The organism is Pedobacter sp. GW821-FHT01D05 (genome assembly GCF_059422505.1).
The window spans coordinates 49628-65663 of sequence record NZ_JBWKXA010000004.1 but is presented as its reverse complement, the minus strand read 5'-3'; the positions used below and the strand labels follow the sequence as shown (position 1 = coordinate 65663).

Here is a 16036-nt window from a genome sequence, read left to right as displayed (position 1 = left end):
AGCCGGTGCTTTGTAGCGTTTTAATGCGCTTTGTCGTTTTTCATTAAAAACAAAATAGACGATGAAAAAAATAGCGCTTGTATTATTGTTGGGTGTTGCCCTACTAAGCTGTAAAAAAAATAAAACTACTTCTGATTGTGGGGACAAGATCTGTACTGAAGAATTTGCCTCGGTAACGTTAAAATTTGTAGACAATAAAGGCGCTGGTGCGGAAGTAAAAGATTTCAGTGTAATCAACCAAAGAACAGGAGAGCGGGTAACGGCTAATTCGAGTGTTTATACAAGTACCATAAAAGGTTTATTTATTATCGTTGATGATAATAATAAACTTGGTCTGTCAGAACAAGGAGATAATCTGAAAATTACTGGTACCTCTGTAGAAACGAACCAGACTAAATCTGATGTAATCAAAGTAAGTGTTGGCAAGTGTGCGTGTCACATCAATAAAATCTCAGGACCGCAGCAGATTGCTTTCGATTAAACCTGTTAATATGTTCAAAACCTATAGCCTTAACCTTAGTTGAGGCTTTTTTTTATTTCAACAAAATCAGCATCAATCTGTGCTTTTACTTGCTTATTAGAAACAGCGTTTTTTAAAAGCAAGGTCTCACATATTTCTCTTAAATCTTTCTTATTGCATTAAAGCCTTGTTAATCATTAAACTGTGTAAATAATTTAGGGTAAATATTTGATTTTTATGAAAAGTATTGTTTAGTTTAGCTAAACAATAATTGATTTATGTAAACAATATCTTAATCCTGATTTAACTATGAAAACATTGAAACTTTTATCATTCTTAATTATTCTAATGGTTTGGTCTATCATGTCCTGCAAAAAGGCTGGCACTACTGATCCTAAAGAAAAACAAATTTCAGATGAACAAGCTTTAGCAGTGAATGCATTAGTTGCGAAACCTAAAAAAGTTTTGTTTATAGGTATTGATGGCTGTGTATGGAAAGCCATTACGGCCACAAACGCGCCTAACCTTAAAACGTTGATGGACCAATCGTACACCAGTACCAATGCGTTGGCCCAGGTGCCTACCTGGTCATCAAATGGTTGGTCGGCATTGTTTACCGGTGTTGGGGTAGCCAAACACAAAGCTTCCGATAATAGTTTTTCGGGATCTGATTTCGTAAACTATCCTTCTTTTTTTAGGCAGATCAAGACCAGTTTGCCCAGCTTGCGTACCGCATCAATTGTTACCTGGTCTTCGATCAATAATTTTATAGTTGCAACACCTGATGTAACGGTGAAACAGAACAGCGCAAACGATAATGCAACAGAAACCAGAATCATTCAGGAAATTACGACCAGCAATACCGATGTTGCATTTTGCCATTTCGATAATGTTGATCATGCCGGGCATGCCAGTAATTATAGAACCACAACGCAAATGTACATGGATTCGGTAAAAGCTGCCGATGCACGTGTGGGAAGGATATTAACTGCTTTAAAAGCACGGCCAACTTATAATAACGAAGATTGGTTAATTGTGGTCGCCACAGATCACGGTGGAGATTTAAGCCATGGCGGTTCGAGTTATCTCGAGCAAAATGCATTTATCATTTTAAACAACAGTGCCATTTCTCCTCAATTGGTTAATGCTTTACCAACCACCGCAACAGAATCGACACCCCACAGTATTTCTACTGTTAATTTTAAAACCAATGTTTATGGTCAGCTGCCTACGCTCAGTAGTCTTAACCTGAGCGCAACAAGCAGTTTTACCATCGAGTTTAGGGCCAGGGCAACAACCGCCACCAGCGATCCGGTAATTATCGGGAACAAAAACTGGGCGAGTGGTTACAATAAAGGTATTATCATTGCCAATAGAAACGGCGTAATCAGAGCCAACTTTGGCGATGGCACCCACAGATTGGATATTGATGGTGTTGATTTAACCGATCAGTTGTGGCACCATGTGTCGATAGTGGTTAACCGTAGCACACAAAAAGCAACCATGTACGATGGTGGGGTTCAGGTGGCTGAAGGTAATTTATCGGCAGTTGGCGATTTGCAGAGCAATATTGCATTTCAGATCGGTCAAGATGGTACAGGGAACTATAGCCCGTATTTTACAGGCAATATATCAGAAATCAGGTTGTTTAAATCTGCATTACCTGCAGCGAGTATTAGCGCCTACAGTTTTACAGCTTTAACTTCATCGCACCCGCAAAATGCCGACCTGGTTTTATATACCAAGGGAAACGAGGGCACCGGAACTGCTTATAATGGAAGTTTGGTTACACCTCAAATTAGTATCCTGACTAAAAGCAGTGCAACAGTTACCTGGAGTGCCTTAACTACTCCAATATTTAAACGTAAAACAACCGATTATCACGGCGCACCTTATTTGTATAGTGTACCACCAACAATATTAAAATTTTTAGGAATCACGGCGCCTAGCTATTATGATGGGCAGGCCCTGGTTAATTTTTAACTGATAAGAATAAAAAGAGGGTGTATCATAAATATAGATTTGTCATCCTGTCCAAAGGACTCCTGTGGAGAGCTTGTCGAAGGACCTGTTGAAATATGCTTTAAGGTGTTTCGACAGGCTCAACATGACAGGATCTGTGCTGAAATCGCCTTTATGATACACCCTCCATTATTAATTTACGCCGAGAAATAATTTTAATCCAGCAATGTCCAGGTTTTTCTGGCCTGTACCTGCTGTACAACTTGCTGTTCGGCAACCACAATATTTTCTTTGCGCTGGCCAATATATTCTAATCCACTCAACTTATTCCAAAGCGCTACCAATACATTCATAAATTCGTTGGCCATTAGCATACTGTTGTTAATTTGTTTATGATCGTAAACCAGTTCGATGGTTTTGGCCAAAAGCTCTTCAAAGTTTCCCGGGGTTACATCTTTCCACTCGTAAAAATACTTTAACAGTTCTTCTCTTTCGCGGGGGTCAATCAGTTTAATGGCCGTAAAAAAAATGTGTGCCAGGCTGGAGAAATAACCTGCTAAAACTGCTGGCGATTCGCGATGTGCAATGTTTCTATATTCGTAAAATAAACCCGCAATGTAATCTACAATTTTCTCTGAGATTAAACGGATGTTCTTGCCTAGCGGTGTAATGTTGTCCCTTCCTCCTGTTTTATCGATAATTTTAAAAGCAGCCAGCTGTAAGTCGTTTAGTAAAACACTAAAAGATTCATAATATCTAATCAGGGCTGGATGACTTGTTATGGTTGAGCTGGGCGGGATATAACTGTTGTTGATCGATAACCGGCCATTTTCGTAGTAAACCTGCCCAATGGTTAAGAAATAACTATCTGCTGTTTGTGAACCCACCTCGCTCTCCGGTAAAACCGCAATAGAATAACTTTTGGCAAGCTCCGGGTAACGGATCGGGTTTTCTTCAGGGTTTGGTGTGCCCGTTGGTACACGGTTAAAGGGGCTCACCACTAATAAAATAACATAGTTACGCGGTTCCGATTGGCCAAAATAATGGTTGTGTACCAGCGTATCCATATTATCAGATTGTATAATATCAATGTGGCAGCCTTCGGGCGTAATGGCATTACAGTATCTCACCCTTACCTCGATATGGTTGGTTGCTTTTTCGATAATTTCGATATCGTGCGAACTTTTATAACCTGCAAAAGGCGGTAAAAGTCCGTAATTACTATTATTTAAATGTAGAGAGGCGGCATCGCGTACAAAGTCCTGCAAATAAAGATCACTTAATGTAAAATGATCACTGGAAAGCTTCATGCCATTAATCCAGTTAATGGATTTATATTTTAGCGGCTTTATCATGGTAGATGTTTTTATTATAGATTAGATAAAGATAGCACTTTCTCCAACTTCATTGGGTTTGTTTACGTTTTCAGATACCCGTTTAGCGTAAATCGTCATTTTTTCTGTAATGCCATTTTCGATAATGTCGAGATCCGGATCGATGAAAATATTGCGTTTAAAAAAAGAAGTTTTAATAAAGAAAATCCATTTATAATTTTCCATATCGTCGCCCCTAAATTCTACCGGGCTTTTGGCAAATTTTAAATTGTAATCATCAATAAACTTGTGGAACCAGATACCGAAGTTCATGTTTTCTACAGCTTTTACCTTTACCTTTAAAGGTTCGGGATCGCTGCTTTTTTTGTAAAGCTCCAGCTCCAGTACCAATAAACGGTTAAAATCTACATGGTCCATGTTGATGTCCAATGGCGTATCGGGATATCTCCAGATCTTATAGATTTCTGAAGGGATACCAAGCAGTGAAACATAAGCCCACCAAAAAATAAGTGGAACAAAAAAGCAGGTGATGCTGCCGGCACCAAACCATCCAAAATTTACAACGCTTAACCAGTTAAAGGCGAGCTGATATAAATAAACGGCTAAAATAGCCGAAATTACAGTGGCAAAAAAGATAAAAGCCTTGCGCTCCAGCATATCTTTAGGGTAGTATTTTGTTAGCAGGTAAACGAATACTGTTCCCATTAAAAGATAAAAAATACAGCAGATAATATACCCCCAGGGCATGAAATTAAAGTTCAGGAACCCTAAGAAACCCGGAGCCGCTAAAATAATGCCGATAAGCAGAATACTTACGATAAGTCTTTTGTTATTAAGAAACTGGTTCTTTTTGTTGATGATAGAAAGCACCGCCGTTGAGACTATAAATATCAGCGGAAATAAGAGAAAGCGAATAAAAAATGATTGAACGTCCATTAATTTTGATAGATGTGATGTACTACAAATATAGTATCTTTAGTATTTGATTATAATCCTATTTTTTTTCGATAATATAAATTTAACCTATAACAAATAAGCAAGCTTAAAGTTTAAATGAAAAAAGAAACTTTGATTAATAACGAACTCTTTACAGATTATAAAGCGGTGGCTCATGCTGCCGATTTAATAGAGCGTAAGGTAATTGATGCCGATCGGATTGAGGTGATCCCGATAGGGCCAGATAAGCGTGCTTTTGCTAAGGATATTGAAAATACAACTACCTACTATACGGAAAGAAGAAGGCAAGACCGTATCCGCATCAATACCAATAGAGAGGGTTTGTACGATATGCTGCCTGAAGGGCTTTTCCACCGTCCGCCAACTGGTAGTGCAGGTATGGACGAGGAATCTATGATTAAAGATATCAGGGATAGGAGAGAAGAAGAAAAGGAAGCCAGGTTGTTTTTTACACCCTTTGATGCGGAAATTAATTATGTAAGGGTCATGACCGAGTTATATGAAAATATGCTCGATAAAAAAACAACCTATTCCGATTTAAGTCAGATTTTTGAATTTGGATGGGATGAATTTAATTTACTCAATAAAGAACAAAGCATCATCTGGATGCACCTGCTACCCGAAATTCAGCAAAAGAGAAACGATATCGGTTTTGCATCAAAAGTACTTACTGCACTGTTTAACCTGCCACTTACCATTGTAGATGCTACAGCTAATATTGCACCGGTAAAAATTGCCGAAGAAATGCAGATGCAGCTGGGTGGAAGTGCATTGGGCATTGATACCATCATTGGTGATCGCTTTACCCCCGAACACGAAGCTTATCATGTTAATATCGGTCCAACTTTGCCACAGGAACTGGTTAAGTTTATTCCCGGACAAAAAAACCGGGCAATTTTAGATATGGCCATCAGTTATTTAATGCCTGTTGATGCAGAGGTTAATGTAGCGCTCCTTACCGCACCCGATTATCAGGAAACGATATTGAGCGAGGATGGCGAAAGTGCATATTTAGGGTATACGGTATACCTTTAGCATGTATTCGTGGGAATTATACTAGTAGATCTCTCCATTCCACTGCGTTCCAGTCGAGATGACGGCCTGGTTTGTTAAACTGTCATCCTGAACGGAGTCGAAGGATTTCCAATCTGCGATACTCCTGATATAGAGATGTTTTTTACTCTTTTCTTTGACTCGATCGTCATGCTGAACTTGTTTCAGCATCTTTCAAGCTAGATAGACCCTGAAATAAATTACCTTCGGTGAGCTCGCCAAGGCTTGGTTCAGGATGACGAACTGCCTTAGAGGACTGAATAGATAAAAAAGTTATTTTAAATTAAACCGCTTTGTACAACACTGGCTTTAACAGCATACGGTAATGCACATTCATCGTACTCCTTAGGTTTAATTTCGCCAAAGTTAAACTCAACAGTTCTTCCCAATCCTGTATGCTAAGGTTAAGCTGATCTGCAGGTTCGATCAAAATATCAGTAGTTTTAATAAAGCCTGCATTTGGTTTATTATCCATGATCAGGCCTTTGGCCAGGGTAATGCCCTTTAATTTGTTGCCCAGCTCGTAACGGCAAAAATTGATTACATCAGCCTTTGTAATAATCCGGTCGGCCGTGGTTAAACCATATTTATAAGCCTGCACTCGGTTGGTTGCATTCAATCTCGACCGGCCGCCTTTCGTTTGGCTCAATAAAACGATACTCTCTGCATTTACTTTATTGTTATCGTATACCACTAAACGGCTTCCGGCATTAATGTGGTTGGCCTCTTCTGCTTGTGTAACCCAGATATCAAGGAATAAAATATCCGCATCGCCAATCGGTTTCAATACAATGTAGCTGGGTAATTCTTTAATGTCTTTAAGCGCTGAGCGGCTTTTTTGTTCAATAAGCGCGATATTCTGTTCCAAATTTTTAAGGATGGTGCTTAAAAAATCAGGTCCGTAAGCTGTAAAAGCTGCTTTCTCATCGCGTAATAGCTCAAAAAGGTAATCTACTAACTCTTTGGCGTTTCTCGTATCAAAACGCTCCGTGCCTCCGTACCGGATCGAAAAAGATCCGTCTCCTTTTTCGTTTTCATTGGTGTAAGGAATCTCGTTGTAACTTTTCCCTTTATTATCCTTCAGGTTTTCTACCGCAAGCATCTGATCGAATGATTCCGTTTTAATCGGGATAATATTGTTCATCGTTTTAAGGCGGTGTTTGATCTGGCTTAACCGTTTATTTACCACCGGGAACGCATTGATATAAATATGAAGCTCGTTCAGCATTTCCTGATTTATAGCCGCCGGAAAAATTACTTTAAGCCATTTTACCGAATGATCGATCTGGTTTAAAACACCCGGTTGGAAAAGGTTGGCAAACTCAGGAGGTAGTTCCCTGCTTTCGTCGATATTAAAATCGTTAAGATCGCCCAGGGTAATAAACCTGTTGCTGTAAAACTGTAAAACATCTGCTTTAATCAGATTAAGCAATTGTTTGTGCTGAAACGGTGCCTGTACCTTACCCGTTAAAGGCTCATCCATAAAACGTTCTGTATAGGCGGCGAGCTCATTGTTTTTGTAGAACCATTTCCCCAGTGAGAGCAGATCGTAAGTGTTTTCGGGTACCGAATAATTTTTCCAGTCGAAAAATAAATTCAGTTTATTAAAGTCCATCCAGTCTTTAATGCCGTCAAAGCCTATGTAAATGGTGTTTTTATCTACAGAAGTGCCAGGGAGGGTATTGTGTATAGGCTGCTTGCCCAACTGTTCTACATTAAAAAGTGTATTTCCGGTAACAATATATTTTATAGATGCATTATTTAATTTCACGGTATGCAGCGGGCTAAAAAAAATATCGGTTTTCTTTGCCTTATCATTTTCCTGCGGGATATTCTTTTTAAATGCAAACTGCGAATAGATCGAAAGATAGTCCTGTTGTTCAATCGGCCTGGCGTGCATAATGGCATGTGCCGGTAACGATGAAGTTAAATGATCTGGAGCTAAAATACGGCTGATCTTGTCAAAAATCCTGTTCTCTAAATTTTTAACATCATTGGATACATTAAAAAGCTCATTGCTTAACGCCTCAATAATCAGTCTAACAAGTGGATCGAAGTCGTTACTGTCTTTAATATTCCAGAAATCTTCTGCATTTTTTAAAATTCTGTTCCGGATTTCATCTTTTGATGAATAAAAAACTGGTTTCATGTGTAGAATATTTTGGGCGTTTTAGATTAAGTTGATAATGGGCTAAGAAATAAAGCGGTATTAAAAAAATATTTTTCTCCTGTGGTTTTTATTAGTGCACTAACGCTAATATCTACCTTTTTTTTAATCTCGGTTATCTTACGTAACGGGTATACATTTTCTACCTCAGTAATGCGTACTTCTACCTCGGTATTATATATCCTAAATTCATAGTCGGTTATGGATTTTAGCAACGATTTGCGGAATTTTTCCTCCCAAATGCTCTCGCTCACGATTAGCTCAAAGTCGAGATCCCATATTTCACATCCAAAATCGTTATGGAACCGATGCTCACCAAAACGGCTAAAAATAATCAGTTCTATGTGGTTCGAAATCGATTTTCCGAGGTCAGCTGGCTGAAGGCCAACACCTGAGAAAACCGACTTAAATCTGAAGGGTTTGTTGTAAAAATTTTCAGACATACACGGTTTGGCTTAAAGTTTGTTAAATGTAAAAGAAATAATATCGTTTTAATAACCAAACAACAAATATTAAAAAATGTTATAGTATAGTGTTAATTTGAAAATTTTGAGTGATTTTATGTGAGCGAGATGTAAGATTAATATGATAACCAATGCTATGTGAAACTATTAATGCTCTATGAAACCCATTAATGCCATCGAAATCAGGACCGCTTACACGAGGTTTATCTTAAACTTTGTATTCCTAACGCTTTTCTCTATCCTTTGTATTTATCTCTTTTTTGTCGCATCCGATTATGAGTATACCCTGCTCGATAGAAAGGTGAAGGAAACCGAAAAACTATCTTATCTGAGAAAAGATATCAATACCAATTTCGATCTTATCCTTGTCCGTTTTAAAGAACTTGCCCAATACCGCGATTACAATGCCAACGAAATGAGCAAACAGAGCATCCTTTTGGGCGATATCCAAAGTGCCAACAACAGGATTAAAGACCTTATTTCTAAAAAAACGCAGGCCAGTCCGAGTTTTGATCTCTACACCAAAATAAACAATAATGTTGGTGCAATGGCCGATCTGCAGGATTCGCTTATTAAATCAAGGGGCGATATCCAAAGGTATAAAGAACAGATAAACGATTGCCACCGCGCAAACCAGGCTACGGCAACTAAAATCAGAAACGGACGCTTCGGCCGATAATTAAACGATTATGATAAAATTAAGTATAAAAGAAAGACGCGAACAATTCTTGTTTTTTATAGCGCTGTTTGTTTTTACTGTAGGGCTTTTAAGTTTTGGTATTTTTTATAGCGATAAATCGCGCTACGAAATCTCCAAAGAAGAGCTTGAGGTAAAAATCAGCGAGAACGAAACATTCGAAAGTATGGTAAAAGAAACTTCGCCTACCATTGATACCACTTACAAACAGATTACCCGCTACAACCCAAATGTACAGGCGGTTTTCTTGAAAAACGATATACAGAATTCATTAGGCGCTATCAGGGCTGCGTTTGACCGTAAAGCATCAGACCAGCGTTATAAAATATTTGTTCAAACGGCACAGCTGTACGACAGGTTATTTTACGATAGGCAGGAACAAAATAGAAACATTACAGATATCGAATTGCATAAACGGCAATTGGACGATTGTATTCTCAACAGGCGACAATTGCAGCAAACCATATCTGCTAGATAAATACCTCAAAAACAACCTATAAAAAACGCTACCTATGTCTGACACAAACACCAAGCAAGTTAATTCAAATTCGCAGGGCTATGTTATTCTCTACATCCTATTAGCTGTATTGCTCTTAACAGGTCTTATTTTCCTATTTAAAAGTTCATTGTTCGAAAAGAGAACAATTGATGCGCGGATCTTAAAAGATGAAATTTATTTAAACGAAAGTCTGGTTTTTACCGATAATACCCCAAAAGCTACCAAATGGTTATGGGAATTCGGAAACGGAGAAAAAGCCACCACAAAAACCGGTTCTTATCACTACACAAAGCCCGACACTTATATTGTGCGCTTAACCGTTGATGGCGAACTCCGTCAGGAATTTCCGGTTACCGTACGCGATACCGTTCATACACCGGTTGTAGATAGCGTACTAACCATTAGCGGCCCAACTGCAGGTTTGGTTAACGAAGAAATCAGGCTCGAAGGAGATGGGGAAGGAAAAGATTTCGAATGGTCGTTCGGCGAAACTGGGCGCGTAGATGTTAAAGGAAAAACCGCTTTATACACCTACCGGGCCCCAGGGAAATATGTGGTACGCCTGCGTTCGGATAAAAGCCGTAAACCCGCTTTTCTAAACATTTTGATCACTGATCCAAATGCCGAAATCGTTGAAGATATTGTTGCCCCTGGCGATGGCGAACGAAAAACCATTGATGATATCAGGGCGCGTTTACAGGCCATCGCCAATGGTGCCGATTTTAACTCCAACTATTACTATCTCGTTAACAAGTACATGTGCGGTAACGAAAAAGTAACGGTAAATGTTGAAATGAACGGTAAGAAAAAACAGACCGATATTTACTCGTACTGCATGGGACTCACCTTTGGGGGAGAAATAGCCGTTGATGAAGCGCAGCTAACCATCAAGCCAAATTCTACCTGTGCCAGCTTGGTAAACATTAAACAACATTCGGGAACGGCCCAGCCTGCGGCAACAACTGCTGATGCACCGGCCAAAACAAGATAAATTAACCGCTCACCTAATTTTAAAGCTCATCTACAGATTATGAAAAAATACTATGCCTTAACCCTCCTTTTTATAGGAATATCGTTTGCCTACGCACAATCGCCGGCATCCTTTGGCAAAAGAGTAAAATACATGCCTAAATCTTACGAAAGGCCTTCAGAAAGCATAAACGTAATGGACAATACCAGTAGCAGCAGTTTGCCATGGATTGTTTTTTCAGACCGTGAAGATAATTATACCACTACTGCACCCGGTGGAAGCCTGATTATGAAAAAAATCAGCTTTATGGAACCTTTCTATGTTTCAAAAGAAGAAAACGGCTACCTGAAACTGATTAAATACAAGGCCGGAATGATCAGGGGCAGAAAAATAAACGATAAAAAAAGTGCCATCAGTTATGGTTGGATCGCAAAATCTAAACTGCTTTTATGGCAACGCGCTTTCTCTAACCAAAAAACAGGTTATGCAGAAAAAGCCATCGGTATCGTAAACGGGAAAAATGCCTTAACCGAACCAAAGTTCTATTTCGATACCACCGATTCTATTCTGGTTTACAATACACCCGAACTTAAAGACCGGCGTACAAAAGTAAGGTTGCACGAAATTGCCTATATCTACAAAAAATCAGAAGATGGTAAGAAATACCTGATCGGTTCTGATGACCAGCTGGTTGCAGATACCGCTTTAAAAAGTATTTACGGTTGGGTTTCTGCCGAAGCCGTACACAGCTGGGGCGACCGTTTGTACATTACCTCGGTTAAACCTGGCGATTACGACAAGGATGATTCTACTTCGGTAGCCATCAAAAACGGAATTAATAAAGGAACAGCTTTCGCTGTAGATCCCTTATTGCCAAGGGAAAACCTGATCCTGCGTAGTGTACCCGTTGTTTCAAACGATGAAGGAGGTAACACGGTAGGTATCGCTGCAGATGTTTTCAATAAAAAAGACAATAAAATATTAACCATTAACGGTTCTGCACTTTCTTATCAGGACTACCTGAACCTCCGTAAAAATAAAAGCAAGGTAAATGTTGTTTTTGTAGTGGACGGTGGCAGCCCAATGACCAAGTATTTTTCCGGAATGACCAATACCATTGCTTCTTTCGAAAATATTATGGGCGATTTTGGTAAAGGAACAAAAGTAAACTTTGGTGGTGTAGTATACCGCGGCGAAAGTGGTTGCGCTTTAAAAGGTATTTTCGTAAGCCCAATCCAGAACGATTACAGGCAGTTGATGACTTTCCTTTCAAATCAGGCTAAAAATACCGTTAGGTGTAATGGAGAAATAAGTGAGGAACCTGTTTTTCAGGCAATAAAAGCTGGGTTAGACTTATTTAAAGCAAAAAAGAACGAAACCAATTTAATTGTTTTAGTTGGCAGTACCGGAAATACCGGGGGAACCAACAATTACCTCATTAATGAATTGAGTGAGCAGGTTGCGCAGGCAGATGCGCGTATTTTGGCCTTACAGGTGTATAGTGATTTTAATCAATCATTTAACGATTTTGTAATCCAGTCGCGTAAACTCGTTTCCGAATCGGCTATCCGCTCGGCCGAATACAGAAAAAACACCATGGTAAAGGGTGAGGGTTTAAAAAGCTTCCAGCCTTATAATACCAGTTTACAGGATTCTATCTCTTACTATTTAGATTATCCTAAAAACAGTTTAATCCAGGGCGGGGTCGTTTTCCCAACAAAAGGTTCTGTAAACTCCAACCAGAGCATGACGATTGCTTTGCGCCGTTTTGTAAAAGAAACCAACTCCGATATCTATAACCAGATCAGTTCGTTGGATAGTGCTTTCCGTTTAACAGGCATATCGCGTAAAAACCTGACTGCCGATGTAGAAGGTTTATTGCCAGAGCCCGTTGGCCCTGAAGTTGCAGACCGTATGCCACACAATGCGTTTAAATATTATAGCACTGCAAACCTGTCGGTTGATGCGGTAAAAAACAACCCCTCAACATTACAATACGCGATCGTTTTAAACAACATGGAGTACAAGCAGATTGTAGATGTGTTTTCGATTATGTTGGGGCAGAATTTACAGGCCGATCAGTCTTCTTTTAGGAGTAAACTTGTTAAAAATTATGTGAAAATGCCAAAACAGATGCTGGGTATTAAAGAGTCATCGGGCAACATAAAGCGTTTAACCTTGGCCAACTATATTAAATTGGTAACAGGTTTGCCTTTAAACAACAAATTTTTAGAGGAATATACCGTTGGCGATTTAAAGAACACTTCTAAAATGCCACTCGAAGCGTTCGAAACGTACATTAAATTATTAAATCAATCGGTTCAACAGATTAAGAGGGCTACTCAGATTGAGCAGCAGTTTATCTCGAACGGCAAAATATACTACTACATCACCGAAAATAATTTTAACCCGGCAGTATTGCCTACAACCAACTAAGGGATATGGCAGTTACAAATTTAAGCGAATCGGTTAAAACAGCCTTGCACATTGCACAGTCTTTGGCTAAAGAGTACAGAAACGAAGTGTTTACTGCAGCTCACCTGCTCAAAGGATTGATGCATAAAGATGTTGGCCTGCGCTCGTTCATTACTTCTATTGGTAAAGATGAAGAATACATTAGCGAATGGGCTGAAGTGCGGATTGATGAACAGGCAAAATCAGCGAGTTTTACCGATACCGTAAGCGGTGCGCCAGAAATTGCAGTGATTTTTGAAGAGGCCGATAATGTACGCATTAAACTGGGATTGGATTTAATTACCCCGGTATGTGTGTTAACCGCATTGGCAAAACCGGGTATCGGTTTTCAGCCCGATCAGTTAAAATCGTTCCCCATTAAAGAACGTGAGATCCTGGATCTGTATGTAAAAGATGATGAAATTTCGCGGGTGGTTTCGCCTGATAAAACAAGCGCTGGTGCCGAAAGTAAAAGTACAGGTAACGCCCTGTATAAATACTGTATAGATCGGTTGCAGATGGTGCGCGATGGTAAAACCGACCCGATTATCGGCCGTGATAAAGAAACCAGGCAGATGATGGAAATCCTTTGCCGCCGCACTAAACCAAATGTAATCCTAACCGGTGATGCCGGCGTAGGTAAAACGGCTTTGGTTGATGGTTTTGCCATTGATATCGTAAACCAGAATGTACCCGAGAATTTAAAACCCGTGCAGCTTTTTGAGCTCGATTTAGGTTCGTTAATTGCAGGTGCCTCTTACAAGGGAGAAATAGAAGACCGTTTAAAAAACATCATCAAAGAAATCAAGCAGTTTGAAAAGGCTGTGCTGTTTATTGATGAAATCCACACTTTATTGGATAGTAAGGGCCCTTTGGGAGCGGGTATAGGGAATTTGCTGAAACCAGAACTGGCCCGTGGCGAAATTACGGTAATCGGTGCCACAACCATTGATGAGTACCGCAAAATTATCGAGCCTGAGCAGGCTTTCAGCAGGCGTTTTGAAGTGTTGCAGGTAAATGAGCCAAACGAAGAAAGCACCATTAAAATGCTGCAGAAACTGGCCGTAAAATACGAAGAGCACCATACCTTAACCATCGAACCCGATGCTTTGGGCGAATGTGTGCGCCTGGCCAAACGTTACATGAAAGATAGGAGGCTCCCTGATTCTGCATTCGATCTGCTCGACCGTACAATGGCCGCCATGAAAATGATGAACGATACCTCCGATCAGGTAATCGAAAGTTTGGAAACCGATCTGGAAGCTTTAAATGCCAATACCGAAGAACCGGAAGCAGAGAAATTTGCTGATTACAAATGGCTTTTCTCCTTGCTTCAGAATAAATTAAGTCCGGTTTTACTGGGGCGTTTAACAGATGAAACACAAACCGATGCTTTCGAAACCGCCGATGAATACCAGGGTTATATTACCAAAAGCCTACAGGAATTAAAAAAATATGCCGCTGAAAAAAGCGATCGCATCAGCAAACAGGATATTGCTTCTATAGTGGCCTACAAAACGGGTATCCCTATGGGTAAACTGCAAGCTGGTGAAAAGGAGAAATTGCTCAATATGGAGCAGTATCTTAAAAAACGCGTGGTAGGACAGGATCAGGCTTTAAAAGCTGTTTCTGATGCTATACTCGAATCGCGCAGCGGATTGAATAAAAAAGGACAGCCAATAGGATCCTTCTTTTTACTGGGGCCAACCGGAACCGGTAAAACAGAGCTGGCCAAATCAATAGCCGAATTTTTGTTTAACGACGAAAAAGCGATGATCCGCTTCGATATGTCTGAGTTTAAGGAAGAGCATAGTGCAGCCTTACTTTATGGCGCGCCTCCAGGTTATGTAGGTTATGAAGAAGGCGGTTTATTGGTGAATAAAATCAGACAACAGCCTTATTCTGTACTGCTTTTTGATGAAATTGAAAAAGCACACCCTTCCGTTTTCGATACTTTTTTACAGATCCTGGACGAAGGCCATATGCACGATCGTTTAGGAAAAGAGGGCGATTTTAGTAATTCACTGATTCTTTTTACCTCGAACATTGGTAGCGAATGGATTGCCGAACAGATCGGTAAAGGTGTAATCCCTGCTTCTAATCAGTTAATGGAAGTAATGGCCGGGCATTTCCGCCCCGAGTTTTTAGCCAGGATCTCCGAAATTGTTCCTTTTGCGCCGATAAATGAAAGTAATGTGGTGCGTATTTTCGAAATCCAGTTAAACAGTTTGGTACAATCGCTCAATAAAATGGGTATCGAGTTTGAAATTGCGGAAGACGCCAAAAAAATGATCGCTTTAGATGGTTTTACACCCAAATATGGTGCAAGGCAGCTATCGGCCGTTATCAGAAATCTTTTACGCAGGCCAATCTCGAAATACATCATTTCTGGTGAACTAAAAAAAGGATCGAAGGTTGTAGTAAGCAAACATGCAGCGGAAGATAAACTCGAATGGAATATTATTCAGCCTGAAACGATAACATTGGAACAAAAATTGAGTTAAAACGTTAACTATTATATTATTAGAAAAAAATAATCGTAAACCTAAATCAACATACTATGTTTAATTATGAAATTGGTGGTAACGAGCGAAAAATTGACACCTCAGAAGCCTTCGCGGAAATTGCCCACAACAAAACACTTTTTGTACAGAAACTTACCGATAACGATCCGATAAAACCCGAAAAAGTAGAGGGATTAAAAACGGTGAAAGATGTATTCGAACATTATAAACCAAATGTGAAGGTAGCTTTCGAGAAACAGGATGGATCTACCGTTAGCGAAACGATAAATTTCAACGATCTGGGCGATTTTGGTGTGAAAAACATCATCAACCAAAGTAACTACCTCACTAATGTGAACATCGAAAAAGAAATGTCACTTAACGTGATCAAACAGTTAAAATCGAACAAAACCTTAAAAGCTACACTTGATGACGAAGAAACAAAGTCGGCCTTCATTAACGCCTTGAAAAACTTTGTTGACGAATTGGAGCAAAATAAATAATCTAAACGCCAG

13 protein-coding genes are annotated in these 16036 nt (G+C 39.6%); 9 read left to right on the top strand and 4 right to left on the bottom strand.

Going from position 1 to position 16036, the window contains the following annotated elements; genetic code table 11:
* The first annotated feature begins 61 nt into the window (after positions 1 to 61).
* A complete protein-coding gene (locus AC07VK_RS15355; protein WP_492961548.1) occupies positions 62 to 481 on the top strand; it encodes a hypothetical protein in 420 nt (139 codons plus the stop codon).
* Positions 482 to 769: 288 nt separating this feature from the next.
* Entirely contained in the window at positions 770 to 2443 is a 1674-nt protein-coding gene (locus AC07VK_RS15350) for an alkaline phosphatase family protein (protein WP_492961546.1), read from the top strand.
* A gap of 194 nt (positions 2444 to 2637) precedes the next feature.
* On the opposite strand, the gene AC07VK_RS15345 is transcribed toward AC07VK_RS15350, so the two are convergent.
* Positions 2638 to 3777 (bottom strand): hypothetical protein, encoded by a 1140-nt coding sequence (locus AC07VK_RS15345; protein ID WP_492956040.1) that lies wholly within the window; start codon positions 3775 to 3777, stop codon positions 2638 to 2640.
* A 21-nt stretch (positions 3778 to 3798) separates the two neighbouring features.
* A complete protein-coding gene (locus tag AC07VK_RS15340; protein ID WP_492961544.1) occupies positions 3799 to 4692 on the bottom strand; it encodes a TssN family type VI secretion system protein in 894 nt (297 codons plus the stop codon).
* Positions 4693 to 4809: 117 nt separating this feature from the next.
* On the opposite strand from AC07VK_RS15340, the gene AC07VK_RS15335 reads away from it, so the two are divergent.
* Positions 4810 to 5748, top strand: coding sequence for a type VI secretion system baseplate subunit TssG (locus AC07VK_RS15335; protein ID WP_492956042.1), 939 nt, complete (start codon positions 4810 to 4812; stop codon positions 5746 to 5748).
* A gap of 301 nt (positions 5749 to 6049) precedes the next feature.
* On the opposite strand, the gene AC07VK_RS15330 is transcribed toward AC07VK_RS15335, so the two are convergent.
* Both AC07VK_RS15330 and AC07VK_RS15325 read right to left on the bottom strand, forming a co-directional pair.
* Positions 6050 to 7915 carry a type VI secretion system baseplate subunit TssF gene (locus tag AC07VK_RS15330; RefSeq protein WP_492961542.1) on the bottom strand — a complete coding sequence of 622 codons (1866 nt, stop codon included), beginning with the start codon at positions 7913 to 7915 and terminating at the stop codon, positions 6050 to 6052.
* A gap of 26 nt (positions 7916 to 7941) precedes the next feature.
* Entirely contained in the window at positions 7942 to 8376 is a 435-nt protein-coding gene (locus AC07VK_RS15325) for a GPW/gp25 family protein (RefSeq protein WP_492956044.1), read from the bottom strand.
* A 178-nt stretch (positions 8377 to 8554) separates the two neighbouring features.
* On the opposite strand from AC07VK_RS15325, the gene AC07VK_RS15320 reads away from it, so the two are divergent.
* Genes AC07VK_RS15320 through AC07VK_RS15295 form a run of 6 tightly spaced genes read left to right on the top strand, consistent with a single transcriptional unit; the run spans position 8555 to position 16024 of the window.
* A complete protein-coding gene (locus AC07VK_RS15320) occupies positions 8555 to 9076 on the top strand; it encodes a hypothetical protein (RefSeq protein ID WP_492961540.1) in 522 nt (173 codons plus the stop codon).
* A 10-nt stretch (positions 9077 to 9086) separates the two neighbouring features.
* On the top strand, positions 9087 to 9572 hold the full coding sequence (locus AC07VK_RS15315) for a type VI secretion system transmembrane protein TssO (RefSeq protein ID WP_492961538.1): 486 nt from the start codon (positions 9087 to 9089) through the stop codon (positions 9570 to 9572).
* A gap of 34 nt (positions 9573 to 9606) precedes the next feature.
* On the top strand, positions 9607 to 10584 hold the full coding sequence (locus AC07VK_RS15310; RefSeq protein ID WP_215124637.1) for a PKD domain-containing protein: 978 nt from the start codon (positions 9607 to 9609) through the stop codon (positions 10582 to 10584).
* Between the two features lie 39 nt (positions 10585 to 10623).
* Positions 10624 to 12999, top strand: a complete 2376-nt coding sequence (gene tssR, locus AC07VK_RS15305) for a type VI secretion system protein TssR domain-containing protein (protein ID WP_492961536.1) — start codon at positions 10624 to 10626, stop codon at positions 12997 to 12999.
* 5 nt (positions 13000 to 13004) lie between these two features.
* Positions 13005 to 15521: an ATP-dependent Clp protease ATP-binding subunit gene (locus AC07VK_RS15300; RefSeq protein WP_492956048.1), complete on the top strand. Its 2517-nt coding sequence runs from the start codon at positions 13005 to 13007 to the stop codon at positions 15519 to 15521.
* A 56-nt stretch (positions 15522 to 15577) separates the two neighbouring features.
* Positions 15578 to 16024, top strand: coding sequence for a hypothetical protein (locus AC07VK_RS15295; RefSeq protein WP_492956049.1), 447 nt, complete (start codon positions 15578 to 15580; stop codon positions 16022 to 16024).
* The last annotated feature ends 12 nt before the right edge of the window (positions 16025 to 16036 follow it).